This window comes from Flavobacterium sp. AK-345, from assembly GCF_058310175.1.
Genome location: NZ_JBZEER010000003.1, coordinates 421,659 through 446,923, shown reverse-complemented (window position 1 = coordinate 446,923; position 25,265 = coordinate 421,659). Strand labels below are relative to the sequence as shown.

General features: G+C 32.8%; 28 protein-coding genes. 13 read left to right on the top strand and 15 right to left on the bottom strand.

Annotation, left to right across the window (positions count from 1 at the left end):
* Window positions 1–23: 23 nt before the first annotated feature.
* The 4 genes from AC4FQ3_RS08825 to AC4FQ3_RS08810 form a co-directional block, all read right to left on the bottom strand.
* Window positions 24–797 carry an AraC family transcriptional regulator gene (locus AC4FQ3_RS08825; protein WP_491181613.1) on the bottom strand — a complete coding sequence of 258 codons (774 nt, stop codon included), beginning with the start codon at window positions 795–797 and terminating at the stop codon, window positions 24–26.
* Window positions 798–888: 91 nt separating this feature from the next.
* Window positions 889–1,629, bottom strand: a complete 741-nt coding sequence (locus AC4FQ3_RS08820) for an SGNH/GDSL hydrolase family protein (RefSeq protein ID WP_491181612.1) — start codon at window positions 1,627–1,629, stop codon at window positions 889–891.
* 63 nt (window positions 1,630–1,692) lie between these two features.
* Window positions 1,693–2,475 (bottom strand): DUF3050 domain-containing protein, encoded by a 783-nt coding sequence (locus tag AC4FQ3_RS08815; RefSeq protein ID WP_491181611.1) that lies wholly within the window; start codon window positions 2,473–2,475, stop codon window positions 1,693–1,695.
* Window positions 2,476–2,561: 86 nt separating this feature from the next.
* Window positions 2,562–3,740, bottom strand: a complete 1,179-nt coding sequence (locus tag AC4FQ3_RS08810) for an acyl-CoA dehydrogenase family protein (protein WP_042563298.1) — start codon at window positions 3,738–3,740, stop codon at window positions 2,562–2,564.
* Window positions 3,741–5,250: 1,510 nt separating this feature from the next.
* On the opposite strand from AC4FQ3_RS08810, the gene AC4FQ3_RS08805 reads away from it, so the two are divergent.
* Entirely contained in the window at window positions 5,251–5,658 is a 408-nt protein-coding gene (locus tag AC4FQ3_RS08805; protein ID WP_371197935.1) for a helix-turn-helix domain-containing protein, read from the top strand.
* 10 nt (window positions 5,659–5,668) lie between these two features.
* On the opposite strand, the gene AC4FQ3_RS08800 is transcribed toward AC4FQ3_RS08805, so the two are convergent.
* Both AC4FQ3_RS08800 and AC4FQ3_RS08795 read right to left on the bottom strand, forming a co-directional pair.
* Window positions 5,669–5,803 carry an rSAM-modified peptide gene (locus tag AC4FQ3_RS08800; protein WP_491181610.1) on the bottom strand — a complete coding sequence of 45 codons (135 nt, stop codon included), beginning with the start codon at window positions 5,801–5,803 and terminating at the stop codon, window positions 5,669–5,671.
* Between the two features lie 54 nt (window positions 5,804–5,857).
* Entirely contained in the window at window positions 5,858–6,004 is a 147-nt protein-coding gene (locus tag AC4FQ3_RS08795; protein WP_491181609.1) for an rSAM-modified peptide, read from the bottom strand.
* Window positions 6,005–6,264: 260 nt separating this feature from the next.
* On the opposite strand from AC4FQ3_RS08795, the gene AC4FQ3_RS08790 reads away from it, so the two are divergent.
* The 10 genes from AC4FQ3_RS08790 to AC4FQ3_RS08745 all read left to right on the top strand — a co-directional run bounded on the left by AC4FQ3_RS08790 (window position 6,265) and on the right by AC4FQ3_RS08745 (window position 15,027).
* On the top strand, window positions 6,265–7,818 hold the full coding sequence (locus AC4FQ3_RS08790; protein ID WP_042563300.1) for a vitamin K epoxide reductase family protein: 1,554 nt from the start codon (window positions 6,265–6,267) through the stop codon (window positions 7,816–7,818).
* Window positions 7,819–7,908: 90 nt separating this feature from the next.
* On the top strand, window positions 7,909–8,106 hold the full coding sequence (locus AC4FQ3_RS08785; protein WP_042563301.1) for a hypothetical protein: 198 nt from the start codon (window positions 7,909–7,911) through the stop codon (window positions 8,104–8,106).
* 52 nt (window positions 8,107–8,158) lie between these two features.
* On the top strand, window positions 8,159–8,338 hold the full coding sequence (locus tag AC4FQ3_RS08780; RefSeq protein ID WP_042563302.1) for a hypothetical protein: 180 nt from the start codon (window positions 8,159–8,161) through the stop codon (window positions 8,336–8,338).
* Between the two features lie 39 nt (window positions 8,339–8,377).
* Entirely contained in the window at window positions 8,378–8,596 is a 219-nt protein-coding gene (locus tag AC4FQ3_RS08775; RefSeq protein WP_042563303.1) for a hypothetical protein, read from the top strand.
* A gap of 29 nt (window positions 8,597–8,625) precedes the next feature.
* On the top strand, window positions 8,626–8,874 hold the full coding sequence (locus tag AC4FQ3_RS08770) for a hypothetical protein (protein WP_131494893.1): 249 nt from the start codon (window positions 8,626–8,628) through the stop codon (window positions 8,872–8,874).
* A gap of 14 nt (window positions 8,875–8,888) precedes the next feature.
* On the top strand, window positions 8,889–9,080 hold the full coding sequence (locus AC4FQ3_RS08765) for a hypothetical protein (protein ID WP_042563305.1): 192 nt from the start codon (window positions 8,889–8,891) through the stop codon (window positions 9,078–9,080).
* 363 nt (window positions 9,081–9,443) lie between these two features.
* Window positions 9,444–9,623 (top strand): hypothetical protein, encoded by a 180-nt coding sequence (locus tag AC4FQ3_RS08760; protein ID WP_042563306.1) that lies wholly within the window; start codon window positions 9,444–9,446, stop codon window positions 9,621–9,623.
* 232 nt (window positions 9,624–9,855) lie between these two features.
* Window positions 9,856–12,048 (top strand): peptidase domain-containing ABC transporter, encoded by a 2,193-nt coding sequence (locus AC4FQ3_RS08755; RefSeq protein ID WP_491181608.1) that lies wholly within the window; start codon window positions 9,856–9,858, stop codon window positions 12,046–12,048.
* 2 nt (window positions 12,049–12,050) lie between these two features.
* Window positions 12,051–13,340 (top strand): HlyD family secretion protein, encoded by a 1,290-nt coding sequence (locus AC4FQ3_RS08750; protein ID WP_463459148.1) that lies wholly within the window; start codon window positions 12,051–12,053, stop codon window positions 13,338–13,340.
* Window positions 13,341–13,383: 43 nt separating this feature from the next.
* Window positions 13,384–15,027 (top strand): S41 family peptidase, encoded by a 1,644-nt coding sequence (locus AC4FQ3_RS08745; RefSeq protein WP_491181607.1) that lies wholly within the window; start codon window positions 13,384–13,386, stop codon window positions 15,025–15,027.
* Window positions 15,028–15,080: 53 nt separating this feature from the next.
* Here AC4FQ3_RS08745 and AC4FQ3_RS08740 read toward each other — a convergent pair whose 3' ends face one another.
* The 4 genes from AC4FQ3_RS08740 to AC4FQ3_RS08725 form a co-directional block, all read right to left on the bottom strand.
* Window positions 15,081–15,788 carry a tRNA1(Val) (adenine(37)-N6)-methyltransferase gene (locus tag AC4FQ3_RS08740; RefSeq protein ID WP_491181606.1) on the bottom strand — a complete coding sequence of 236 codons (708 nt, stop codon included), beginning with the start codon at window positions 15,786–15,788 and terminating at the stop codon, window positions 15,081–15,083.
* A gap of 142 nt (window positions 15,789–15,930) precedes the next feature.
* Window positions 15,931–16,281, bottom strand: a complete 351-nt coding sequence (locus AC4FQ3_RS08735; protein ID WP_491181605.1) for a four helix bundle protein — start codon at window positions 16,279–16,281, stop codon at window positions 15,931–15,933.
* A gap of 137 nt (window positions 16,282–16,418) precedes the next feature.
* Entirely contained in the window at window positions 16,419–16,943 is a 525-nt protein-coding gene (rimM, locus tag AC4FQ3_RS08730; protein WP_042563311.1) for a ribosome maturation factor RimM, read from the bottom strand.
* Between the two features lie 15 nt (window positions 16,944–16,958).
* Window positions 16,959–17,531, bottom strand: a complete 573-nt coding sequence (locus AC4FQ3_RS08725) for a 30S ribosomal protein S16 (protein WP_042563312.1) — start codon at window positions 17,529–17,531, stop codon at window positions 16,959–16,961.
* A 194-nt stretch (window positions 17,532–17,725) separates the two neighbouring features.
* On the opposite strand from AC4FQ3_RS08725, the gene AC4FQ3_RS08720 reads away from it, so the two are divergent.
* Together AC4FQ3_RS08720 and rbp are read left to right on the top strand one after the other, a co-directional pair.
* A complete protein-coding gene (locus AC4FQ3_RS08720) occupies window positions 17,726–18,217 on the top strand; it encodes a DUF6252 domain-containing protein (RefSeq protein WP_491181604.1) in 492 nt (163 codons plus the stop codon).
* Between the two features lie 133 nt (window positions 18,218–18,350).
* Complete coding sequence (gene rbp, locus AC4FQ3_RS08715; protein ID WP_026982652.1) at window positions 18,351–18,710, top strand: RNA-binding regulator; 360 nt, start codon at window positions 18,351–18,353, stop codon at window positions 18,708–18,710.
* 145 nt (window positions 18,711–18,855) lie between these two features.
* On the opposite strand, the gene leuB is transcribed toward rbp, so the two are convergent.
* From leuB to AC4FQ3_RS08690, 5 genes are all read right to left on the bottom strand, one after another.
* Complete coding sequence (leuB, locus tag AC4FQ3_RS08710; RefSeq protein ID WP_073394652.1) at window positions 18,856–19,917, bottom strand: 3-isopropylmalate dehydrogenase; 1,062 nt, start codon at window positions 19,915–19,917, stop codon at window positions 18,856–18,858.
* A 104-nt stretch (window positions 19,918–20,021) separates the two neighbouring features.
* Window positions 20,022–21,542: a hydroxymethylglutaryl-CoA lyase-like TIM-barrel protein gene (locus tag AC4FQ3_RS08705; protein ID WP_491181603.1), complete on the bottom strand. Its 1,521-nt coding sequence runs from the start codon at window positions 21,540–21,542 to the stop codon at window positions 20,022–20,024.
* Between the two features lie 115 nt (window positions 21,543–21,657).
* Window positions 21,658–22,254, bottom strand: a complete 597-nt coding sequence (gene leuD / locus AC4FQ3_RS08700) for a 3-isopropylmalate dehydratase small subunit (protein ID WP_026982656.1) — start codon at window positions 22,252–22,254, stop codon at window positions 21,658–21,660.
* 162 nt (window positions 22,255–22,416) lie between these two features.
* Window positions 22,417–23,811, bottom strand: a complete 1,395-nt coding sequence (gene leuC, locus AC4FQ3_RS08695; protein ID WP_042563317.1) for a 3-isopropylmalate dehydratase large subunit — start codon at window positions 23,809–23,811, stop codon at window positions 22,417–22,419.
* Between the two features lie 525 nt (window positions 23,812–24,336).
* Entirely contained in the window at window positions 24,337–25,257 is a 921-nt protein-coding gene (locus AC4FQ3_RS08690; protein ID WP_491181602.1) for a helix-turn-helix domain-containing protein, read from the bottom strand.
* Window positions 25,258–25,265 lie beyond the last annotated feature (8 nt).

Below are 25,265 nucleotides of genomic sequence, written 5' to 3'. Positions count from 1 at the left end.
ATAAATTGTAAAAAATCATTGATTTACCAGAAAGAAGGAAATTTAAAAAATTCAGACGGGGTTTGTCCTGTGAACAATTTGAAGTCCTTGTTGAAATGCGATTGGTCAAAATATCCAGCTTCAAATGCAAGTTCGATAAGGTTTTGGCTGTTTTGTTTTTGATCGATAATTGATTTAATCCTAACCACATAGCAAAACTGTTTGGGTGATGAACCAATTGTTTTTCGGAATCTTTTCTCAAAAGCATCCTGACTTATAAAAAGAGTATCTGCCAGATCTTTTATTTTAATAATGCCTTTTTTAGACTGAATTATAGCAATTGCAGCCGTGATTAACGAATCTGGTTTGTAATCGTGTAACCCTGACAAAAGGAATTGTTCTATTAAGGCAATTCTTTGATTATTGGTTTTTGCTTCGGCCAGGAGTTCTTCTATAATTGCTATTTTCTGTTGTGGAAAAAAGTTGTCTAAAGAAACACTTTGTTCGAATAATTCATGAAGTGGTTCTTTAAAAAAGGCTTTGGCTCCAACTTCTTTAAAATGAACAACAACTGTAGTAGTATTTTTGGAGTAATTGATTAATCGCGCCGATTTTCGAATACCCGAAATTGCAGAAAGAGGTAAACTTTCTTGATTGTTTCCTTTAATATAATTGACATCTCCTTTGCATCGAAAAGCAATCGTAAGCGCAGTACCCGGCAAAACCCTATTAACCAATTCATCCTGACTTTCGATAATTAGATAAGTGTTGATAAATGGCTTTAATTGTTCTGTTGGAATAAAATCTACAATTTTCATTTCTGCTGTAGTTTACTAATAGTAAAGATAAGGAAAACTGGTTTTAAAGTAAGTGTTCTGTATTTGAATGATTGCGTAGAAACATAAAAACCTAATCTTGCAAAGCCACTTTAACTTTTGGAAAAATACGCTCAACAAATAAAGTATAAGCTTCTTTTGACGGATGCAAGCCGTCTCCTGCAACTAACGAAGGAATTTGAATTCCTTTTTGTGTAATGTCTGTGATAGAAACAAAAGTAACTTCGTTTGCTTTGCAATAATTTTCGGCGAAGGAATTATATTGTGCTATTTCGGTTGAAATTTTTGTAGTTCCGCCAAACATCGTCCCAAAAGGAGTAAAGGCATAATCAGGAATTGAGAGTACTACAACATTTTTTTTATCGCCCTTTGCCAGAGCAATAGCTTTGTTCAATAATTCGGGAAATTCTTTTTCGTAAACCGAAAAATTTATGCCCTGATATTGATTGTTTACTCCAATTAAAAGCGTCACCAAATCGTAATTAGATTGTGGATTGTCTTCATTTATTGCCGAAATCAAATTTGAAGTTGTCCAGCCTGTTTTGGCAATTATTTTTAACGAAAATTTCGTTTCCGGATATATCGCTTCTAAACTTGTATTGAGTTGTTGCGGATAATTACAAGTTTCACAAACACTTTGTCCGATAGTATAACTGTCGCCCAAAGCCAAATATTTTATAGAACTTGCAAGTGGAATTTTAGGAATTGAAATTATTGGAGAATCTGAAGTTTCTGAACTTATTTCGTCAGAACTACAGCTTAAAAGGAAAACAGAAAAAACAACAGTAACTATTTGCTTGAATTGTGGTTTCATAATTTGTAGAAATTAGATGGTTCATTCTAAACAAATAGTTACGTTAAATATATTGTTTTGGTTTTATACCATTTCTGTTTTTAGCAGAATTTGTTCTTCAATGGCATTCCAAAGTCCGATTCGTTTTTCCAGGGCTAAAATCGAAATTTCTTCAACATCTTTCCATTTTTGGGCATCATCTTCACATAAATCAGAAATCATTTGCATCGCCATTGGCCCGTGCTCATCGGCATCAAGTTCGATATGTCTTTCAAAATAATAAAGCAATTTGCTTAAATCTGTTTCAGGAAGATTTTTTTGAAAGTTTTTCAGGATTTCAGTAAACATACTCGGAATCAGATCTTCTCTTCCAAAAGTAAAAGCAGCTGCAATTTCGTGTGGTTTACCTTGCTCGATAACTCTAAATGTAAAATCTAAAAACGCTTTTACATCAGGATGTAAAGAACTTTGTTTTATAGCGACAAAAATATTGTGCAATGAGTTTACTTCAGATAGAAATGTATTGATTCCGTTTGTATCGGCGCCGCAATCTTCCATGGCTTCAAGATACATTTCATAATGGCTTTGTCTTCTTCCGTCAATAGTCAAATCTGTTTCTTCTGCCAGGACAATTTCGTTGATTAAGTATCTGGTTTCAGGATTTTTTGTTGCAAACCACGGTGTAGTAGTACAGGTAAGTTTGGCTTGTAAAGCTTTCAACAATGACATAAAATCCCAAACTGCAAAAACGTGATTCTCTAAGAAGCTGTGCAAGTCATCAATGCTTTGAATTTTATTATATAAGGAATGTCTTAATAATTGATCTTTTTGTGGTTGAATGCTATTGTTTATAGTCTCAATATTCATTTGTGGAATTTTTTGCAAAGATAAAAAGCTTCTCGGTAAGAAGAAGCTTTTCGTATTGTTTTTGCAAATATTTTAATAGTTGTTTATTATTTAAATGCTGGAATTCCAGTTACATCCATTCCGGTTATCAATAAATGTATATCGTGGGTTCCTTCGTAAGTAATAACACTTTCAAGGTTCATCATATGACGCATAATCGAATATTCGCCTGTTATTCCCATTCCGCCCAGCATTTGTCTGGCTTCTCTGGCAATATGAATCGCCATGTCTACATTATTACGTTTCGCCATCGAAATTTGAGATGTTGTTGCTTTTCCCTCGTTTCTTAAAACGCCTAAACGCCAGGTTAGTAATTGTGCTTTTGTGATTTCGGTAATCATTTCGGCTAATTTTTTTTGTTGCAATTGTGTTCCTCCAATTGGTTTTCCAAACTGAATTCTCTCTTTTGCATAGCGCAAAGCAGTATCGTAACAATCCATTGCAGCGCCAATTGCTCCCCAGGCAATTCCATATCTGGCAGAATCTAAACAGCCAAGCGGAGCTCCCAATCCGGATTTATTTGGTAAAAGATTTTCTTTAGGAACTTTTACATTATCAAAAATCAATTCACCGGTTGATGATGCACGAAGCGACCATTTGTTATGTGTTTCAGGAGTTGTAAAACCTTCCATTCCACGTTCTACAATTAAACCGTGAATTCTTCCTTCTTCATTTTTTGCCCAAACAACGGCAATATCTGCAAATGGAGCATTCGAAATCCACATTTTGGCACCATTTAAAAGATAATGATCTCCCATATCTTTAAAGTTGGTAATCATACTTCCGGGATCAGAACCGTGATCTGGTTCTGTCAAACCAAAACAGCCCATAAACTCTCCAGTAGCTAGTTTAGGTAAATATTTCATTCGTTGTTCTTCGTTTCCATATTTCCAGATAGGATACATAACTAGGGAAGATTGCACCGATGAAGTAGATCTTACACCAGAATCGCCACGCTCGATTTCCTGCATGATTAAACCATAAGAAATTTGATCTAAACCTGCACCGCCATATTCTACCGGAATATAAGGGCCAAAACCACCTATTTCTCCAAGTCCCTTAATGATTTGTTTTGGAAATTCTGCTTTTTGAGCATATTCTTCTATAATAGGAGAAACTTCTCTTTTAACCCAGGCACGAGCAGATTCGCGAACTAATTTATGTTCGTCTGTCAATAAATCGTCAAGGTTGTAGTAATCTGGGGCTTGAAATAAGTCTGGTTTCATTTTTTGGTAGTTTTACAAAAACAAATTTACGCAATAAAAATATAACAAAACAAAAACATTTTGTTATATTTTTTTATTCATAAAATAAAATTATTAGGAAATTGGCAATTTAAATGTAGCTTATTGAAAATATATGCACTATTTTTGAATTCCAAAAACATAATAAATGAGGCTGATCATCTCTTTTTTACTTTTTCTTGTTCTCAATACTTCTTTTGCCCAACAAAAGAAGGAATTAACAGAACAGGAATATTTGCTCTTGCAGGATAAAATTCGGCTCAATACAAACAGAAACGTAGACAGCTCTTTTATATATGCATATAGAATGGAAAAGTCTAATAATAATAAGCATTTGGCTTTTGCTAATGCTTCACTTTCTTATTTATTTCAACTCAAAGATAACACAGTAAAATCTAAAGAAAGATATCTTTTGGCATTTAAATATTTGGATAAAATGCCTGAATCCAGAGACAAAACGCGTCTTAAATCTTATTTATATAATTACGGGGGATTAACAGAGTACAGGAGAGGTAACTATAGCAGAGCACTTGAAAATTATCAGCAAGGAATGAAACTCTCCATGGAACTGGATGATATTATTCAGATTGTAAAGTTTAAAGGTAATATTGCTTTTGTTAATGAAGCTGTTGGTAATTACCAGTTGGCGATTAAAAATTTACGACAACTTGATATTGTAGTCGATCAAAATGAAAATCTTTATTCAAAAGAACAATTCAATACTATAAAAAGTAATAATAATATTACTTTAGGAGGTTCGTACGAAAGCAGTTATATGAAAAATCAAAACAAAAAATATTTGTTAGATTCTGCTGCTTATTTTTACAAAAAAACAATTTCATACTCAAAAAATATTCCACTTAATAAAATAGCTGCTAAAGCAAGTTTGGGTAATGTTTACAATTTGAAAGGAGATTTTAAAAATGCTGAAAAAACCTATTACGACATTATATTCATTGCCAAACAAAACAATATTAGTAGAGGAATAACATTTGCCAATTATAATCTTGGTAATTTATATTACGAAACAAAAAAGTATGATAAAGCACTCGTTTTTTTAAATCGGGTGGATTCCATTGCTCAGGCCGACAATATTAAAGACGAAAATTTTTTAAAGGCAAATTACTATTTAGCTAAAATTTATAATATAAAGAAAGAACCTGAATTAGCTTATAAATATTCTAAAATTTATCTTGACAACTACGAAAAATCAGAAGCAAAGTTAAATAATGAGGCTTTAGAAGTTAATTACAAACTTGGCACTGTAGATTTGAGCGATGAAATGGTTGGTATTCAGGAAAAGTTTGAAAATGAAGTACTGCTAAACAAAGCATTAAGAGTATTTTACGTTTTATTGGTAATAGGAATTGTGTTTTTATTGATAAAAAACATAAGGGATAAAAACAAAGCGCATAAGAAAATGAATGCTTTAATTGAAGAATTTAAAGCCAATTTAGAAAAGAAAGAAAATCAAATAATTGCTCAAAATGAAGTGTATGAGCCTGAAATAGAAGACGTTCTCTTTAAAAAAGAAAATGTCAATTTGAGTATTGACGAAGCCAAAGAAAACAAAATAGTCGAAAAATTGTTGGCACTTGAGAATAAATTGGAGTATTTAAATCCCGATTTTACTTTATCGTATGTTGCTAAAAAAATTAAAACCAATACTACTTATTTATCCTATGTTGTAAATAAACGATTTGGTAAATCTTTTGGAGAATACTCAAATGAACTTAAAATTAATTACGTAATCAATGAAATGATTACAAATCACATGTATCGTAAATACTCTACTCAGGCTATTGCTGAAAGTGTAGGTTTTAAAAACGCAGTGTCTTTTGCCAAATCATTTCGCAAAAGAACTGGAGTATCTCCAGCTCAGTTTGCGAATAATATTTAATTTTTTCCAATTAAGGATTTCCATCCAAACCTTTTATTTTTGTTGGATCTACGTCCTCACCGTCGCCGCCTCGAACTGCTTTTTGTTGATTTTTAGATATTTTTTCCGTTCTAAAATCTTCGAATTTTGATTTTTTATTTATCATGATTTTTGTATTTATTAGGGTTGTTTTGTATGTTTTAAGTGTTTTTTTGTAAGTCTACGTATTCCCGTTATTCCCGATAGTTCCCCCTTTTGTTGGATCAGTTATGGGTTGTGGTTCATCTCCTCCTCGAACAGTTTTTTGCTGTTTTTTTGTCAATTTCTCTACTGCAAAATCTTCTAATTTTAATGTCGTACTTGTCATGTTTTTACGTGTTATGGTTATTGATATTTCAAAACTAGGCAAAAAGCAAAACCCTTAATCGAAAATGGACTTTTGGAGAATTTTATGAACATAAATTTAGTATAATTCTTTGATATACAAGGGTTTGTTGTGTTTATTCTGACTGATATAATTTATAAATTGTATGTAGTATAATTAATAAAATGTGTGCCTTTGGTGATTTTTTTCCAATAAAAACAACAATATTTGCATTGTCATTACGATTTAAAAGGCACAAAACGATGTTAAAATTAGTACAGAAATTTCTTCAAATTAATAAGTACTCGGAGGTGAAAAATGAGTTCAAAGATTTGTTTCTTTCTCATCCAAACTATCCAAGCTTATTTGCGATAACAGACTCGTTAGATTTGTTGTCTGTGGAGAATGCTGCTGTAAGAGTTTCGAAAGAACAAATCGAAAATTTACCATCCAATTTTTTGGCCTATTTTAAAGATGAACTGACTTTGGTTGAAAGAACAAAAGAATTTGTTCGAATTGATACAAATAAAAAAACAGGCCAAAAAATATCATACGATAATTTCCTTTTGGACTGGAATGGTGTAATCGTTGCAATTGAACCTAATAATGTTGTAGCAAGAGATAACTTTAGAAGTGAATATAAAGATGTAAAATACTTTATGCCTTTATTGATTTTATTTGGATTTTCATTTTTCTACAATACTTATAGTGTATTTAGTCTTGTATTTTTGATCACTTCACTTTTAGGATTGATCGTTAGTGTTTTTATTGTTCAGGAAAAATTAGGTTTTAAAACCAATATTATTTCAAAGTTTTGCAATTTAACCACTAATACATCTTGCAGTTCAGTTATTAATTTTGATAGCAATACTAATAAATGGATTAATTTTTCAGATTTACCTTTGATTTTCTTTGGTTCATCTTTCCTTGCTATTTTGTTGAGACCTTTAGATTCGACAATTTTTATAGGTTTTTTAAGTTTATTGGCGATACCTATTATTGTAACCTCAATTTGGATACAAAAATTTGAAATTCAAAAATGGTGTGTAATGTGTTTGGTTGTTTCATTTCTGATTTTTTCGCAAAGTATTATTTGGTTTTCCTCAGATTGGTTTACACTAAGTTTTAGTTTGACTAGTATATTTCCGTTTTTATTCGCATTGGTTCTTTTAACATCAGCCTGGTTATTAATAAAACCTGTTGTAAGGAATGTATTGAATAGCGATAACAATGTAAAAGAGCTTAAAAAATTTAAAAGAAATTATTCATTATTGAATTTCTTATCTAAAAAAATACCTAATGTAAATGGATTAGAAGACTTAAGAGGTTTGAATTTTGGAAACAGAAATGCCGGAGTTAAACTTTCGATAGTTTTAAGCCCTAGTTGTGGGCATTGTCATAAAACATTTCAGGAGGCATTTGATTTGGTTTTGAAATTTCCGGACAGAATATTTTTAAATATATTATTTAATGTTAATCCTGAAAATGCCGAGAATCCATATAAAATTGTTGTCGAAAGACTTTTAACAATAAATAGAGCAACTCCCGGCAAAATTGTGGAAGCAATTTCAGATTGGCATATAAAAAAAATGGAGCTTAAAAAATGGTTGAAAAAATGGCATACCGAACCAGTTAGTATGATGATCAATCAGGAAATACAAAAACAATATGAATGGTGTTCAAAAAACAATTTTAATTATACACCAGTTAAAATTGTAAATGAAAAAATATATCCAGAACAATACGAATTGAGTGAACTAAAATATTTCTTAAACGATTTTGTTGAAGAAGTAGAAGTTTTAGAAAAAATAGCTTAGCCCCTAACAATATCCATTGGCATGGATAGACAGAGCTTCAAATGTCTTAAAACTGATTGAAGATATTTATCCAAACAAAAAACTATTGTTATGCTAAAAAAGATTTTAAAACTAGAAGGAGCTTATGAGCTTACAAAAATGGAGCAAAAAAGTATTAATGGTGGAATAACAAAAGAATGTGCTGATGCAATTTTTGCTGGAATTTGTGTTCGAAAAGGCAATACTGCCTGCCCCGCAGATTTTCCTAATGCTACTAGCGGAGGATGTTGCTGTGGAGGTATAGATTAAAGAATCATTTGAGGTTAAACAAAAAACAAGTAACAATAAAAACCTAAATATCATGCTAAAAAACATTTTAAACCTTAAAGGAGCTAAAGAATTAAGTGCTAATGAGCAAAAATCAATTACTGGTGGTAATGCACCTGTTTGCGAAGAAGGTTTTGTAGCAAAAAGATGTACAGAGTTTGGAACGGTGCCTTCTTTTTGGCTTTGTGTACCAATTGGTACTACTGCTTGTTAAAATAATAAAAAAATTTAACGAATCTAATAACCTTTAATCATGAAGAAAAGACTTTTAAGCTTAGTTGGCGTTCAGGAATTAACTACTGGAGAAAAAAAATCGATTAAAGGAGGTTCAGAGCCTAATAACAACTTACAATGTGATGCATGGAATTCTGTAGGTTTAAAGACTTATGTTGAATGTCGAGCTTATTTTCCTCTTGAGATAAATTGGACAGGCGGAGTTTGTAATGTTTTTGGACCACCATGTGGATCGTAATTAATGATAATAATATAAACTATAGTGTTATGTTAAAAAATATTATAAATCTGGAAGGAGTTCAAAGGTTAAGTACAATAGAGCAAAAGAACATTTTTGGAGGATTACCTGTTCAGCCAGCTAATTGTGCCTGCTTTTGTTACATTGGAAATAAAAATGTTAATGCATATTGCTATTCATTATGTCCAAATGGATCAGTCCCTGGGATAACAGAAGGCAGCACCGGAAATTGTGGTTACCCTTTTCCTTTGCCACCAGCGCCTCCGGGAATAGAATAATTTAAAATAAAATCATGTTAAAGAAAATTTTAAACTTGGAAAGTGCTCAAAAAATAACCAAAATGGAGCAAAAATCAATGAAGGGAGGAATTCCGGAATGCTGGGTTTATGCAATTGAAGCAGGATGTTTACTAATGTCGGTTGGCGAAAATTGTCCTTTGGATATGGAGTCAGGTATTTGCGAATCAAACAGACTTTGTTGCTAGTTTTCTTAAACAATAACAATAAACAAGTAATAACGATAAAGCCTTATTAGAATTTAGTCATGTTTTTTTTAATTTGTAGGCGCTCGATCGTGGAACATTGAGCAAATATCCCCACATTGATGATTGGTGTCGGGATTCTCAGGAAAGGTGGCCACTGAGTTGGTTTTAATTGGTTAGGGCTAACCAGTGCCATATCCTAGAGAAAATTGTATTACTTAAATTTTACACTTTTTTAGATAAAGAACAGAGAGGATTATTTCTCTCTGTTTTTTTTTGAGATAAATTAATCTGTAGAAAAACAGACAGAAACTTCAACTGTCTTAAAAGGATTGAAGTACTAATCAAAATCAAAAAAACCTAATTATGAAAAACCTAAAAGATTTAAAAGGTGTTGAAGTTTTAAGTAAAAATGAACAAAAAAGTATAACAGGAGGAGGTGGTCCCATAGCTTGTTATTGTCCTGATGGTACTTTTGCAGGGATAGCTACAGAAGGTGAAGGCTGTGGAGGTGTTATTGACCACAATTGCCCATTAGAATCATAAATATTTAAAACAATAAATATTTTAAGAGTAAAAATAAAAACTTTGTTATTTAGTTAACAAGGTTTTTTTGTTTTTTATTCATGTAATATTCTGATATATAAATAATTATATTTTTTTTGAAATTAGTAAATTTGATTAAAATTGAAATTGTGATTTAATACATTTCAGATCATTATTTTTCTTTTTTTAAGAATTTTTGTATAATATTGCTTTAAATAAACCAAATTTATAATTGAAAAAATTCACCAATTACAAACAAGCAGATTATAAAGATTGTGGCCCTACATGTCTAAAAATAATAGCAAAGCATTACGGCAAAACAATCCATATTCAGGAGTTACGCGATAGTAGCGAAACAACTCGTGAAGGAAGTAATTTGCTTTTTCTGAGCGATGCTGCCGAGAAAATTGGTTTTAGAACTTTGGGAGTAAAACTAAATGTAAAAAGGCTGGAAGAAGCCCCATTGCCTTGTATTTTGCATTGGAATAAAAACCATTATGTGGTTCTTTATAAAATTAAAAAAGGGAAATATTATGTTTCTGATCCGGGTTTTGGATTGATAGAATATAATGAAAAAGACTTCCTTAAATTTTGGATAGGAAATAATGCAGATGAATCAACTCAGGAAGGAATCGCATTACTGGTGGAAGCAACTCCAAAGTTTTTTCAATCAGAATTTGATAAAGAAGAAAATAAAGGGTTAGGGTTTGGATTATTGGCACAATATGTTTTGCGCTACAAATCATTTTTGGTGCAATTAAGTATCGGTTTATTGGCCAGCAGTTTATTACAGCTTATTTTTCCGTTTTTAACCCAAAGTATTGTTGATATTGGGATACAAAACCAGAATATTCATTTTATTTATTTGATCCTTTTTGCGCAGTTATTTCTTTTTGCCGGAAGAACAGGTTTAGAACTCATTAGAAGCTGGATTTTACTCCACCTTTCTACCCGAATAAACATTTCATTAATATCGGATTTTTTCATTAAACTGATGAATCTTCCAATCTCATTTTTCGATGTACGTATGACGGGCGATATCATGCAGCGTATCAATGATCATCGACGAATTGAACGAATTCTGACGACATCATCCTTAAATGTATTATTCTCTGTAATTAATATGTTTGTAATGGGAGGTGTTTTGGCTTACTTTAATCTCCAGATTTTCTTTGTGTTTTTTGCCGGAAGTATTCTTTATTTTGGATGGATTACTTTATTCTTAAAAAGGAGAGAAGTGCTGGATTATAAACGTTTTGCCGAAGTTTCTCAAGAGCAAAGCAAAGTAATGGAACTTATTAACGGAATGCAGGAAATTAAGCTGCACAATGCCGAAAAACAAAAACGTTGGGGGTGGGAGTATGTACAGGCAAGACTTTTCAGGGTTTCGATTAAAGGATTGGTTTTAGAACAAACACAAACCATTGGATCTTCTGTGATCAATGAATTGAAAAATATTTTCATCATTTTTTTATCTGCAAAATTAGTTATCGATGGTTCAATTACTCTTGGGATGATGCTGGCCATCAGCTCGATTGTTGGAAGTTTAAACGGGCCAATTACGCAGCTTATTGAATTTGTCAGAGAACTTCAGGATGCCAAAATATCACTAGCGAGATTATCTGAAATCCATGAAAAGGAAGATGAAATACAACAAGAAACAAATCAAACAAATGATGTTCCTTATGATGCTGATATTGATATAAAAAACCTTTCGTTCCGATATTTAGGATCTGATATTCCGGTACTGGAGAATTTAAGTTTGGTAATCCCGGCCAATAAAGTCACCGCAATAGTTGGCGTTAGCGGAAGCGGAAAAACAACACTCATGAAATTATTACTCAAATTTTATGAGCCTAATACAGGGGAAGTCAATATTGGAAACACACAATTAAAAAATATTTCTCAAAAAGCATGGCGATCTAATATTGGGGCCGTAATGCAGGAAGGTTTTATTTTTAGTGATACCATTGCCAATAATATTGCCATTGGAGTAGATAAAGTTGATAAAGAACGATTGGTTTATGCCGCAGACGTAGCCAATATAAAAGAATATGTAAGCGGTTTACCACTAGGTTATAACACAAAAATTGGTTCTGAAGGTTTAGGAATGAGTACCGGACAAAAACAGCGATTATTGATAGCCAGAGCCGTTTATAAAAACCCTGAAATTTTGTTTTTTGATGAAGCAACTTCGGCTTTGGATGCCAATAATGAAAGAGAAATTATGCGAAAACTTGATATTTTCTTTAAAGATAAAACCGTAGTTGTGATCGCACATCGATTAAGTACAGTTATGAACGCCGATCAAATTGTGGTTTTAGACAAAGGAAAAATTATTGAAATTGGCTCACATTCGGCTTTAGTAGAACAAAAAGGAAATTATTTTGAGTTGGTTAGAAATCAATTGCAATTAGGAAATTAATCATGGCAGAAGATACATTTGAATTAAGAAGTGAAGAGGTTCAGGACATTCTCACCAAAGTACCACATTGGATGATACGTTGGGGAACAGTTTTGATATTCGTGATACTTTTCATGTTGTTTTTTGTGTCCTGGTTTATTAAATATCCGGATGTTGTAAATACCGAAATTGTAATTACAACCAATATTCCGCCAGAAAAGATAGTTTCAAAAACATCAGGACGTATTGAAGCGATTTTGGTTAAAGATAAATCGATAGTAGAAAAAAACACAACACTTGCCATTATCGAAAATACAGCCAATTATAAAAATGTGTTTTTATTGAAAAAAATAGTTGATGAATATAATATCAACGATCCAAAAAAAGAATTTCCATTTGCTTTACTAAAAAACACACAGTTAGGAGAAATTGAAAGTGCTTATGCCGTTTTTCAGAAAGATTATCAGGCGCAGCAATTAAATGAAAGTTTGCATCCGTATGAAGTAGAGAACAGAGCGCAGATTTCTGAAAAAATTCAGATAAAAGAAAGATTGGATATTCTGCAGCAGCAAAAAATATTAAATGAAAGCGAGTTGCAGCTTCAAAAAAATGAAATTGCCCGTTTTGAAACTTTATTCAATAAAGGAATTATTTCGGCACAGGAAATGGAGGCCAAAAAATTAGGTTATCTGCAGGCTCAAAAGAGTTACAAGAGCCTTTTAACGTCTATTTCTCAATTAAGATCTGCTTTGATTGATAATACAAAATCGAGCCAGAGTTCTCACATAAACAGCACTAAAGAAGAAGTTAATCTGGAACGCGGTATGGCGCAGTCTTTCTATCAGCTCAAAAAAGTAATAAAAGACTGGGAACTTAATTATACCTTGAAATCATCGGTTAGCGGTGTTGTTACTTTTTTGCAGGTTTGGACAGAAAATCAAACGATAAATACGGGTGATAATGTGTTTTCGATAATTCCCGACGCTAAAAATGGTTTTGTCGGAAAAGTAAAAGCTCCAGCTTTGAATTCAGGAAAAATAAAAGTAGGGCAGAAAGTAAATATTCGTCTGGCAAATTTTCCAGATAGAGAATTTGGTGTATTGTACGGAAAAATTCAGAATATTTCGCTGGTTCCGGATAAAGACGGAAATTTATTATTAGATGTTGCTCTTCCAAACGGATTAAAAACCTCTTATAAGAAACAAATTGTGTTTCAACAAGAAATGAAAGGAAGTGCAGAAATTGTAACAGAAGATTTACGATTACTCGAAAGAATACTGTATCAGTTTAAAAGTATTTTCGAGCAGGTGTAGAATTATTTCCCCAAACTATTGACTAACCAAACCAATTTTTCATATGAAAAAGATTCTATTGATTGTTTTTTTTCTATTATGCCAATATTCCTTTTCAAAGCCTGTCAGCGAAACTCAAAAATTAGCTACAACTGCAAAAATTTGGGGATTTCTAAAATATTATCATCCAAATGTTGCTGACGGAAGTAAAAATTGGGATGATCAATTGTTTCAGATTTTACCCAAAGTAGAAGAAGCAAACTCTGCAGAAGCATTTTCTTTAGTGATAGAGAATTGGATTGCTTCATTAGGGGAAGTGAAAATATATGAAGTAATAAATTCAAAAAGAGAGTATTTTGACAAAAACTTTGATTTGTCGTGGATAAACAAAAATGATTTGTTTTCTAAATCACTTTCTAAAAAATTAAAATTTATAGAAGAAAACAGAATTCAAGGTAAACAGTATTATGTAGATTTTGTTCATAATGGCGGAATGCCTTTACAGTTTAATAATGAAGTAAAATATACTGATTTTAAATGGACCGATAAAAATTTACGTCTTTTGGCACTATTTAGATATTGGAATTATATAGAATATTTTTTTCCTTACAAATATCAAATGGATGAAAATTGGGATAAGGTATTAGTTGAAATGCTGCCCAGATTTTTTGCCCCTGAATCTGAAAAAGATTTTGTCTTAGCGATGCGTGAAATTTCTATAAAGCTGAATGACACTCATGCTTCAACACAAATGCCTCAATTATTTGAATATTTTGGAGATAAATTTATTCCCGCAGATGTTAAAATTATTGATGAAAAGGCGATTGTTGTTGATCTGAAAAATGACTCATTGGCAAAAATCAGTGATATAAGAATTGGTGATGTAATTACAAAAGTTGAAGGAAAAACAATTGGTGAGATTCTAAAAGAAAATTGGAAATATATTGAAGGATCAAATAATCCTTCAATATTGAAAAACGCTTACTGGGCCATTTTTAATGGAAAATCACCTTCTTTCGAAATTGAATTTGTCAGAGATGGAAAAACACAGGTAAAAGCTGTAAATCGTTATAAATACCAGGATTTAAAAATTCAGTTTCCACAAAAAGAGAAGTGGAAAATTTTGGAAGGTAATATTGGATATGTTGATTTTGATGCTCTTGATGCAGAAGATGTTCCAAATTTAATAGCAGAACTTAAAAATACAAATGCAGTTATTTTTGATGATAGAACAAGTCCCCATGATGTCATGTTTGCAATTTCAGACTGGCTAAATCCTCAACAAAAAAAGTTCGCCAGATTTCTTGATCCCGATGTTAGCTATCCGGGACGATACTTTTGGAGAAATGAAGGGGAGGCATGCGGAAAAAATAATCCGGATTATTATAAAGGGAAAGTTATTGTTTTAATAGATGAAAAAGCCGTTAGCCATGCTGAATTCACAGCTATGAGTTTAAAAACAGCTCCTAATGTAACTTTAATAGGAAGTCAGACCGGTGGTGCCGATGGAGGAAATTATAGATTTCCTATCATTAAAGGATTTTCTACCTCATTTACTTGTTATGGCGTTTTTTATCCAAATAAAAAAGAAACACAACGAATTGGGATTGTTCCGGATATTGAAGTAAAACCTACTATTTTAGGAATTCAAAATGGTAAAGATGAAGTTTTGGATAGAGCACTATTTTTCGCTAAAAATGGTAAATAATAGATAGATTACAATTAATCTTTTTTAAAGTTTTGAACTTTGAAAAAATTGCTTTACATCTTCAAATAAAAATCCTTAGTCAATTCAATATACTCCGGAGTATAAACATGCCTGCTGATTTCGATAATTAATTCGTCGATTTCAATTTCTGAAGTTTCATTTCGACTAAAAGCCAATAAACTACGTTTGATTTCAGAAGTTGGAGTTCCTTTTACGCGGGTAATTTTACTCGGGTATAATTCAGATTCTTTGGCTAAGGCAATAAAGTTTTTTTCTTCTTTGAATGGAATGATTAAAGCAAAAATTCCGTTTTCAGAAAGTAATAAATCAGCAGCTTCAATTAGTTCTTCAAAAGGCATTGCGTCTTGAAAACGTGCCAAATCGCGTTGCTCGTTTTCGGTTTTGTAATCTTCGGCATAAAAAGGAGGATTTGAAACAATCAAATCATATTCATCTTCCGGTTCTTCGATAAATTCGTCCAGACCGGCATGAAAACAAAATAAACGATCTCCCCAAGGCGAGTTTTCAAAATTATCAACGGCTTGTTCGTAAGCTTCTTCATCAATTTCAAGAGCATCAATTTGTTCAGCAGAAGTACGCTGAGCAAGCATTAAAGCAATTATTCCGGTTCCGGCACCAATATCTAAAATACTAAACGGATTATGATGAATTGGAGCCCAAGAACCTAGTAAAACACCATCTGTTCCGACTTTCATAGCGGTTTTGTCTTGTTCGATAGAAAATTGCTTGAATGAAAACATAATATTAAATTCCAATTTTTTAAATTCCAAATTCCAACTCTGAAAAGGCAAAATTCCAAAAAAAGAAATTCCAAATTCCAATTGCAAAAGGAGTAAAACTATGTGTTTTTGAATTGCAAAAGTAAGATTAAAATCTCAATAATTATTTTGAAGTTTTAGTGATTATTACAGATAAAATTTTTCGTAATTCTTCTACTTCAAATAATAAGGAATCTGAAAGTGTTTTTTGGTCTGGATTTAATTCATGAAGTAATCGTAGCCAAAATTTGGATTCTTTGGCTTCTTTTCGGGATATTTTAAGTCTAAATATTAAATCTTTGTCTCCGAGCTTTTCGTTCGCTTCAATATAGTTCGCCCCAATAGAGCCGGAAGATCTTATTAATTGTTTTCCATCTTCAATATTTGATGTTGTTTTAGATAAAGTTCTAATGTATGCTCGACACTCTTTTGCAAATAAAAAAGTTCTTTCCTCTAAATCGTAAGGTTTAGTCATAGTATAAATTCCAATATATAGAATTCAAAGATAGTTTGAATACTTTATATTTTGAAAGTTTTTTCTTTCATTTTAATTGAAAATAAAATTTTCCTTTCAAGGTTGGAATTTGGAATTTAAAAATTTGGAATTTCTTATTAAAGGTACATTTCAACAAGCCCTTCAGGCAAGTTCATGATTACTTTTTTGTTCTCACGATCAATTTTTACAAGAAAATGATCAATCATCGGAATTAGCATTTCGACCTCGCCATTTAAAACTTCAAAAAGAGGTTGGGCTGTAGTATCGTTTACGGCAGCAATTTTTCCAAAAACGCCTAAACGCTGGTCTTCAATTTCGAAACCAATAACTTCGTGGAAATAAAATTTGTTGCCGGAAAGTTTTGGCAACATACTTAAAGGAAGATAAATAGCATTTCCCATAATGGCATCTGCATCTTCTTCTGTATTCATGTCTTCAAAACGAATTCTTAGAAAGTCGTTCTTATGCAATGAACTTTTTTCAATAAAAAAAGGAACCAGATGTTTATTGCATTCAATAAACACTGATTCCAGATTTTCGTATAACTCAGGTTCGTCCGTGTCTAAATAAGCCAGAACTTCACCTTTGAAACTAAATTTTTTAGCGATTTTACCTAAATAAAAACATTCTTCTTTACGCATTCTCGCTAGCTAAAATTATGCTTCAGTTGTTTCGTTATTTTCTTCAGCAGCAGGAGCTTCTTCAGTTGTAGCTTCTGCTTCAACTTCAGCAACTTCTTCTTCAACTGCAGGAGTTTCAGCAGCGATAGCATCAGCTTCAGCCTGAGCTGCAGCAGCTAAACGTTTAGCATTAACTTCTTGCTCTGCTTTAAAAGCTTTAGCTTTAGCATCAGCTTGCGCTTTTGTTAAACCGTCTTTTTTAGCATCAACTTTTCCAGCTTTAGCATCTAACCAAGCAGATAATTTAGCATCAGCTTGCTCTTGAGTTAAAGCACCTTTACGGATACCTCCATCAAGGTGGTGTTTCAATAAAGCACCTTTGTAAGAAAGAATTGCTCTTGCAGTATCAGTTGGTTGTGCACCATTGTGTAACCATTTAACTGCACTATCAAGGTTTAAGTCGATAGTTGCCGGGTTAGTGTTTGGATTGTAAGTACCGATTTTCTCTAAGTATTTACCATCTCTTTTTGAGCGTGCATCTGCAGCTACAACCCAGTAAAAAGGTTTTCCTTTTTTACCGTGTCTTTGTAATCTAATTTTTACTGACATAATCGTATGATTAAATTTTGAGGTACTCGACCTCTGTTAATTAAGGGCGCAAAGATATAATTTTTTTCTGAATTGTGCGTTCGAAAGAGTATTAAATATGTTAAAGTAAATTTCCTTAATTTTTTGTTGTATTTAATGAGGTTTTTAAAATATTTATATCCAATGCAATATTTTTGTCTTATAAATTCATTTCTATGAAAAAGTACCTTTATTTGTTTTCATTAATTTTTATGATCATCTCTTGTACCGAAGATGTGAAATTCAATAATCCGGCATTTCAAACCTTAAAAGACAATGTTTTTTGGAGAGCCCAAGATTATAAAGCATATACAACAACGACAGGTAATTTAATTATAGAAGGATATTTAGGATTTGAAAAAGTAACATTGCAAACTAATTCTCTATCACCGCAAACCTATACTCTTGGCAAAAATGATATTTCCAAAGCATCTTATTCTAATACTCTTTCAACACAAACAGAAGAGTTTACCACAGGTACTAATATAGGAAATGGCCAGATTGTGATTACTGAGTATAATACTGAAAACAACACTATTTCAGGAACATTTAAATTTACCGCAGTAAATACTAATGCCGAAAACACTGAAAAAACACAGATCAATTTTTCTGAAGGGGTTTTTTATAAAGTGCCTGTTTCTGTTAGTTCTAATTTCAATGCTAATTAACATTTTAATAATCAGTAGCCATTTTTATTGAATTCTGCTTTTTAAAATCAAAATAAAAACATAAATAAACTAATATATAGTAGATTAGAGAAAAATAAGACTACATTTGCTACATTATTATAAATAAGTACATATGAACATTTTTGTTGGAAGTCTTCCATTCAGTATTGAGGAAGCAGATTTAAGAGAGTCTTTCGAGGCTTACGGAGCAGTAGATTCAGTTAAGATCATTACTGATAAATTTACAGGAAGAAGCAAAGGTTTTGGTTTTGTTGAGATGCCAAACGATGCTGAAGCTCAAAAAGCAATTGATGAATTGAACGGAGCTACTGTTCAAGGTCGTGCAATTGTGGTTAATAAATCTGAACCGAAACCTGAAGGTGAAAGAAGAAGCTTCAACAATAACAGTCGTGGTGGAGATTCACGCGGAGGTTATGGTGGAGGAAACAGCCGTGGTGGAAATGACCGTGGTGGTAACAGAGGAGGATATTAATATTTTTTTCTAAATATATAAAAGGGATCAACGAAAGTTGATCCCTTTTTTTATGCGGTGAAATTTGTTTCAAGTTTCAAGTTTATTTTGTTTCACGTTCCAATAACCTGAAACCTGAAACAAAATAAAACCTGAAACAAATTAATTATAAGTTTGCTACAAGCCAATCTCCAACTTCGCTGGTTTTGTAAGCTTTTGATCCTTTTGGTGCTAAATCTTCTGTAACAATTCCTTGTTCTAGTGATTTATTTACAACTGCTCTTATCGCTTCGGCTTCGTCTTTTAAACCAAAAGCATCTTCGAACATCATTGCTGCAGATAAAATAGTCGCTAAAGGGTTAGCAATATTTAATCCTGTAGCTTGAGGATAAGATCCGTGGATTGGTTCGTATAATGAAGTGTGTTCTCCAACAGACGCAGAAGGCATTAATCCCATTGAACCCGAAATTACAGAAGCTTCATCAGTTAAAATATCTCCAAATAAATTTTCAGTAATCAATACATCATAAGAGTTTGGCCATTGAACCAAACGCATGGCTACGGCATCAACAAATTCATATGAAACAGTAACTTCAGGGTAATCTTTTTCCATTGCCTGAACTGTTTCTCTCCATAAACGTGAAGTTTCCAAAACGTTTGCTTTATCAACGCAACACAATTTTTTGCTTCTTGTCATAGCTAATTCAAAACCTTTTTTAGCCAAGCGCTGCACTTCGGCTCTTGTGTAAACACAATTGTCAAAAGCAGTTTCTCCGCCGTCTCTTCTTCCTTTTTCTCCAAAGTAAATTCCGCCTGTTAATTCTCTTAAGAAAACCAAATCAGTTCCTTCAATTCTTTCTCTTTTTAAAGGAGAATTATCAATTAAAGAAGGAAAAGTAAAAGTAGGACGAACATTAGCAAATAACCCTAATTTTTTACGCATTAACAATAATCCCTGCTCCGGGCGAACTGGCGCACTTGGATCGTTATCGTATTTTGGATGTCCAATTGCTCCAAACAAAACTGCATCGGCTTTCATACAAACTTCATGAGTTTCATCAGGATAAGGAACTCCAACTGCGTCGATTGCACAAGCTCCTGTTAAAGCTGGTGTCCATGTTATTTCGTGATTGAATTTTTTGGCAATAGCGTCAGATACTTTTACGGCTTCATTAATTACCTCAGGACCAATTCCGTCTCCTGCTAAAAGGGCTATATTAAATTTCATTTTTTATATGTTAGGTTATTTATTTTAGGTTCAAAGTTACAAAGGTTCAAAGAGGCAAAGGTTTTTACTTTGTGCCTTTGTTGCTTTGAACCTTTGTAACTTTATCAAGCAATTACATTCAGCATCTTTTGAGTTGCAATAATTGCGGCAACGGTTTGATCAGAATCTAATCCTCTGGTTTTAAATTCTTTTCCGTTGTTTGTCCAGGTTATAATCGTTTCGCATAAGGCGTCAGAGCTACTTCCGGGCGGAATTCTTACTGCATAATCAATTAATTTTGGAAGCGTTAATTTCTTGCTTTTGTAAATTTTAGACAAAGCATTCATAAAAGCATCAAACTGACCGTCGCCCTGAGCACTTTCTTCGATAATCTCATCATCAATTTTTAGCAGCAAAGTTGTAGACGGACGCATTCCTTTTGAATGCATTAATACGTAAGATTCAATTGTAATTTTATCCTGATAAGTATGACTGTCCAAAACATCTGAAATAATGTATGGAAGGTCTTCTTTTGTTACCGTTTCTTTTTTGTCGCCAAGCTCAATTATTCTTTGCGTAACCAATTTTAAATCTTCCTGATTTAATTTTAATCCTAATTCCTGAAGATTTTTTTCGATATTGGCTTTGCCAGAAGTTTTTCCGAGAGCATATTTTCTTTTTCTTCCAAAGCGTTCCGGAAGCAAATCATTAAAATATAAATTATTTTTATTGTCACCATCGGCATGAATTCCGGCAGTTTGCGTAAAAACATTATCGCCAACAATTGGTTTGTTTGCAGGAATTCTATAGCCTGTAAAAGTTTCTACCAATTTGCTTACCGTATAAAGAGAAGTTTCTTTGATGTTTATACTTACCTCTGGTAAATAATCATTTATAACGGCAACCGTACTTTCGAGCGGTGCATTTCCAGCTCTTTCTCCCATTCCGTTTACGGTTACATGAAGTCCGTTTATGCCGGCTTTTATGGCTTCCATAACATTGGCGATACTTAAATCGTAATCGTTATGAGCGTGAAAATCAAAATGAATCTGTGGATATTTTGCTCTTATTTTTGAAATAAATTCAAATGTTTGAGACGGAATTAAAACCCCCAAAGTATCCGGAAGTAAAATTCTTTTAACGGGTTGTGTTGCTAAAAAATCCAGAAATTGAAAAACATATTCAGGAGAATTTCGCATTCCGTTGCTCCAGTCTTCCAGATAAACATTGGTTTCAATATCATTTTCTTTTGCTAAAGCAATGATTTGGGCAATTTCAGAAAAGTGCTGTTCCGGAGTTTTTTTTAATTGATGCGTTAAGTGATTCATTGAACCTTTGGTCAACAAATTCTGCACTTTTGCTCCGGCTTTTTTCATCCAGTCTATAGAAACACCTCCGTCTACAAACGAAAGCACCTCAATACGATTAATATAGCCTCTCTCGGTTGCCCAGGATGTAATGCCTTTTACGGCCTGAAATTCGCCTTCGCTCACGCGGGCAGATGCAATTTCGATTCTATCAATATTTAATTCTTCCAACAACAATTGTGCAATGGTCAGTTTTTCTGCAGCAGAAAAAGATACTCCCGAGGTTTGTTCACCATCACGGAGCGTCGTATCCATTATTTCAATTTTTCTTTTTTCCATATTGATATTCTAAATTTCTTTAGAAGTAATTTTAGTTGTGTTGCTTTGGTTTAACTTATAAAGACCCGACAGATTTCAAAAACCTGTCGGGTCTCATAGGACTGAACCTGATTTTTTAGTAAGGAAGTTTATCGGCGAAAGCCACAATATCTTCTTTAATATTTTGTAGATAATCAATGTCATCAAAGCCATTAATCATGTTGTTCTTTTTGTATCCGTTAATCGCAAAAGATTCTGATTGACCAGTTGCCAATAAAGTAATGGTTTGGTTTGGCAAGTTGATTTCTAATTCTGTTTTAGGATCAGCTTCTATTGCTTTAAAAATAGTATCAGCAAATTCCGGACTAACCTGAACTGGCAAAACACCGATATTTAGACAGTTTCCTTTAAAGATATCAGCAAAGAAACTAGAAACTACGGCTCTAAAACCGTAATCGTAAACTGCCCATGCAGCATGTTCTCTAGAAGATCCTGAACCAAAGTTTTTTCCTCCAACCAGGATTTTTCCGCTATAAGTTGAATCGTTTAAAACGAAATCAGCTTTTGGAGTATCATCTCCGTTATATCTCCAGTCTCTAAAAAGATTATCTCCAAAACCTTCACGTTTTGTAGCTTTTAAGAAACGTGCCGGGATGATTTGATCTGTATCTACGTTCTCAATTGGCAACGGCACTGCGCTGCTGGTAAGTATATTAAATTTATCGTATGCCATTTTAATTTTAGATTTTTAGATTTTAGATTTTAGATTTTTCTCTCTGAGATGAATTCCTAACCGCTAAAATTTTTGTATTAAATAATGTAAATGAATTTTTATTTGAAGAAATTTAGATGAAGATCACTCGCAACAAGAAATCTAAAATCTAAAATCTCCAATCTAAAATAACTCGCGCGGATCTGTCAATTTTCCTGTAACAGCCGCAGCCGCAGCCATAATTGGGCTTGCTAAAAGCGTTCTTGAACCTGGACCCTGACGACCTTCAAAGTTTCTGTTTGATGTACTTACTGCATATTTTCCAGCAGGAACTTTATCATCATTCATAGCCAAACAAGCAGAACAACCCGGTTGACGTAATACGAACCCAGCTTCTGTCAAAATATCTAAAATACCTTCTTCTTTAATCTGAGCTTCAACAACGTGAGAACCCGGAACTAACCAAGCGGTAACATTATCTGCTTTTTTTCTTCCTTTTACAATTTCGGCGAAAGCCCTGAAATCTTCAATACGGCCGTTTGTACAACTTCCCAAGAAAACATAATCAATTGGTTTTCCAATCATCACATCATCTTCATGGAAGCCCATATAAGCAAGCGATTTTTTGTAAGTTTCCTCACCGCCTTCAACCTGGTTGGCGTTAGGAATATGTTTTGAGATACCAATTCCCATTCCTGGGTTAGTACCATAAGTAATCATTGGTTCAATATCTGAAGCGTTGATGTTTAATTCAGCATCAAAAACAGCATCAGCATCCGTTTTTAAAGTTTTCCAATATTCAACTGCTTTCGTCCATGCTTCGCCTTTTGGAGCGTAAAGTCTTCCTTCAAGGAAATCAAAAGTTTTTTGGTCAGGTGCAATCATTCCACCACGGGCACCCATTTCGATACTTAAGTTACAAACCGTCATACGGCCTTCCATAGACATGTTTTCGAAAACATCTCCGGCGTATTCAACAAAATATCCGGTTCCTCCAGAAGTAGTTAATTGTGCAATAATATAAAGTGCAACGTCTTTTGGACCAACACCTTTGCTTAATTGACCGTTTACGTTAATACGCATTTTCTTTGGTTTTGGCTGCATAATACATTGCGTAGAAAGAACCATTTCCACCTCAGAAGTTCCGATACCAAAAGCAATCGCTCCAAAAGCTCCGTGAGTAGACGTGTGAGAATCTCCACATACAATAGTAGCACCTGGCAAAGTAATTCCGTTTTCAGGACCAACTACGTGTACAATTCCATTTTTAATGTGACCTAATCCCCAGTGCGAAATTCCGTATTCGGCAGCATTGTCTTCAAGCGCTTTAAGCTGATTTGCAGATAATGCATCTTCAACTGGTAAATGTTGGTTTATGGTTGGTGTATTGTGATCTGCAGTTGCAAAAGTACGCTCAGGGTAAAGAACCTTAACGCCTCTGGCTTTTAATCCTAAAAAAGCAACAGGACTCGTAACTTCGTGAATGAAATGGCGGTCAATAAAAAACACATCTGGTCCATCTTCAATTTTACGCACTACATGTGAATCCCATACTTTGTCAAATAATGTCTTACTCATTTTTATTTTTTTTAATTGTAATTTCTATAATCACAGCAATTCCTGTTTATTAAATAGCAAAACAAAAGTAAAAAAAGATACAAATGCGTCAATTTCAATATTTCATTATATACGATACCCAAAGCAAAATACAAATTGCGAATAGGCTTTTGTGTATTAAATTTTGGCAGAAAAATGATTTAGAAATTGATTTTGATTTTCTTTTTTAGCTTTAATTTTGTTTAATTGCTCTTTGTTTTAATAGTTTGCAAATTTATCTTATAATCACTATAAAATATAATAATTAATTTGAAAATATGTAACAAAATGAATAAAAATAGTAATAATTGTTATTTTTGATTTCTTTTTGAAATGGATGCTTTTATGGATTATGAACGCTTTTAAGCTGTTTTTTAAGCCACTATTTAGACTCAATAAAATGTCTAAATACTACGACATCCAAGAAGTGTATTTTTATGAAATTTTATGTTTTTTAAAATAAAAACTATGTTTTTGACGAGAATGTTTTTAGGATAATTTTGAAGATTAGTTCAGTGAATTTTTAAATTCTAAAGGTGTCAGGCTGGTTTTCTTTTTAAATAATTTACTGAACGATTGAGGATATTCGAAACCCAATTGATAGGCTATTTCTGCCACTGAAAGATTGGTGGAAATCAGAAAGTCCTTAGATTTTTCAATTAGTTTTGAATGAATGTGCTGCTGTGCATTTTGTCCGGTTAAATTGCGAAGCATGTCGCTAAGGTAATGCGTAGAAACATTAATTTGTGAAGCCAAAAAATCGACTGTTGGTAATCCGTTTTTTAAGGTTTCGGCATTATTGAAATAATTATCGAGAGTCTCTTCTACTTTAAGTAATAAATCACTGCTGATTGTTTTTCGGGTAATGAATTGACGTTTGTAAAAGCGATTGCTGTAATTAAGCAAAACATCAATATACGAAACAATAACATCCTGGCTCATTTCGTCTATTGCGGTATGAAGTTCGTTATCAATGCTTGTTAATAATCCTATAATAGTTGTTTTTTCTGTGTCAGAAAGATGCAATGCTTCATTGGTATCATAGGAGAAGAAACCGTATTTTTTGATGTTTTTCCCTAAAGGATAATTTCTAATAAAGTCGGGATGAAAAAACAGTGTAAATCCGAAATATTCGGCTCCTTCTTCATTATCGGTAAAAATCAATTGATTGGGCGATGTAAACATTAATCCGCCTTCATTAAAGTCATAATAACTCTGGCCGTATCCCATTTTTCCATTGGTCGAATATTTATAGGATATTTTATAGAAATCAAGCAAAAAGGCATTATTTGTCAACTCAGCATTTATAACCAGTTTGGTATTATCCACCAGACTAATCATTGGATGTAGTGGTTTTGGCAGATTAAATAAACTATGAAACTGCGATATAGAAGAAAGTTTTGACGGATTATTATTTTTCTTTTCCATGATATAAA

What these genes read in the sequence shown, in the direction of transcription:
- AC4FQ3_RS08825 (WP_491181613.1), bottom strand. Translation starts at nt 797, where the DNA reads ATGAAAATTGTAGATTTTATTCCAACAGAACAATTAAAGCCATTTATC.
- AC4FQ3_RS08820 (WP_491181612.1), bottom strand. Translation starts at nt 1,629, where the DNA reads ATGAAACCACAATTCAAGCAAATAGTTACTGTTGTTTTTTCTGTTTTC.
- AC4FQ3_RS08815 (WP_491181611.1), bottom strand. Translation starts at nt 2,475, where the DNA reads ATGAATATTGAGACTATAAACAATAGCATTCAACCACAAAAAGATCAA.
- AC4FQ3_RS08810 (WP_042563298.1), bottom strand. Translation starts at nt 3,740, where the DNA reads ATGAAACCAGACTTATTTCAAGCCCCAGATTACTACAACCTTGACGAT.
- AC4FQ3_RS08800 (WP_491181610.1), bottom strand. Translation starts at nt 5,803, where the DNA reads ATGATAAATAAAAAATCAAAATTCGAAGATTTTAGAACGGAAAAAATA.
- AC4FQ3_RS08795 (WP_491181609.1), bottom strand. Translation starts at nt 6,004, where the DNA reads ATGACAAGTACGACATTAAAATTAGAAGATTTTGCAGTAGAGAAATTG.
- AC4FQ3_RS08790 (WP_042563300.1), top strand. Translation starts at nt 6,265, where the DNA reads ATGTTAAAATTAGTACAGAAATTTCTTCAAATTAATAAGTACTCGGAG.
- AC4FQ3_RS08785 (WP_042563301.1), top strand. Translation starts at nt 7,909, where the DNA reads ATGCTAAAAAAGATTTTAAAACTAGAAGGAGCTTATGAGCTTACAAAA.
- AC4FQ3_RS08780 (WP_042563302.1), top strand. Translation starts at nt 8,159, where the DNA reads ATGCTAAAAAACATTTTAAACCTTAAAGGAGCTAAAGAATTAAGTGCT.
- AC4FQ3_RS08775 (WP_042563303.1), top strand. Translation starts at nt 8,378, where the DNA reads ATGAAGAAAAGACTTTTAAGCTTAGTTGGCGTTCAGGAATTAACTACT.
- AC4FQ3_RS08770 (WP_131494893.1), top strand. Translation starts at nt 8,626, where the DNA reads ATGTTAAAAAATATTATAAATCTGGAAGGAGTTCAAAGGTTAAGTACA.
- AC4FQ3_RS08765 (WP_042563305.1), top strand. Translation starts at nt 8,889, where the DNA reads ATGTTAAAGAAAATTTTAAACTTGGAAAGTGCTCAAAAAATAACCAAA.
- AC4FQ3_RS08760 (WP_042563306.1), top strand. Translation starts at nt 9,444, where the DNA reads ATGAAAAACCTAAAAGATTTAAAAGGTGTTGAAGTTTTAAGTAAAAAT.
- AC4FQ3_RS08750 (WP_463459148.1), top strand. Translation starts at nt 12,051, where the DNA reads ATGGCAGAAGATACATTTGAATTAAGAAGTGAAGAGGTTCAGGACATT.
- AC4FQ3_RS08745 (WP_491181607.1), top strand. Translation starts at nt 13,384, where the DNA reads ATGAAAAAGATTCTATTGATTGTTTTTTTTCTATTATGCCAATATTCC.
- AC4FQ3_RS08740 (WP_491181606.1), bottom strand. Translation starts at nt 15,788, where the DNA reads ATGTTTTCATTCAAGCAATTTTCTATCGAACAAGACAAAACCGCTATG.
- AC4FQ3_RS08735 (WP_491181605.1), bottom strand. Translation starts at nt 16,281, where the DNA reads ATGACTAAACCTTACGATTTAGAGGAAAGAACTTTTTTATTTGCAAAA.
- rimM (WP_042563311.1), bottom strand. Translation starts at nt 16,943, where the DNA reads ATGCGTAAAGAAGAATGTTTTTATTTAGGTAAAATCGCTAAAAAATTT.
- AC4FQ3_RS08725 (WP_042563312.1), bottom strand. Translation starts at nt 17,531, where the DNA reads ATGTCAGTAAAAATTAGATTACAAAGACACGGTAAAAAAGGAAAACCT.
- AC4FQ3_RS08720 (WP_491181604.1), top strand. Translation starts at nt 17,726, where the DNA reads ATGAAAAAGTACCTTTATTTGTTTTCATTAATTTTTATGATCATCTCT.
- rbp (WP_026982652.1), top strand. Translation starts at nt 18,351, where the DNA reads ATGAACATTTTTGTTGGAAGTCTTCCATTCAGTATTGAGGAAGCAGAT.
- leuB (WP_073394652.1), bottom strand. Translation starts at nt 19,917, where the DNA reads ATGAAATTTAATATAGCCCTTTTAGCAGGAGACGGAATTGGTCCTGAG.
- AC4FQ3_RS08705 (WP_491181603.1), bottom strand. Translation starts at nt 21,542, where the DNA reads ATGGAAAAAAGAAAAATTGAAATAATGGATACGACGCTCCGTGATGGT.
- leuD (WP_026982656.1), bottom strand. Translation starts at nt 22,254, where the DNA reads ATGGCATACGATAAATTTAATATACTTACCAGCAGCGCAGTGCCGTTG.
- leuC (WP_042563317.1), bottom strand. Translation starts at nt 23,811, where the DNA reads ATGAGTAAGACATTATTTGACAAAGTATGGGATTCACATGTAGTGCGT.
- AC4FQ3_RS08690 (WP_491181602.1), bottom strand. Translation starts at nt 25,257, where the DNA reads ATGGAAAAGAAAAATAATAATCCGTCAAAACTTTCTTCTATATCGCAG.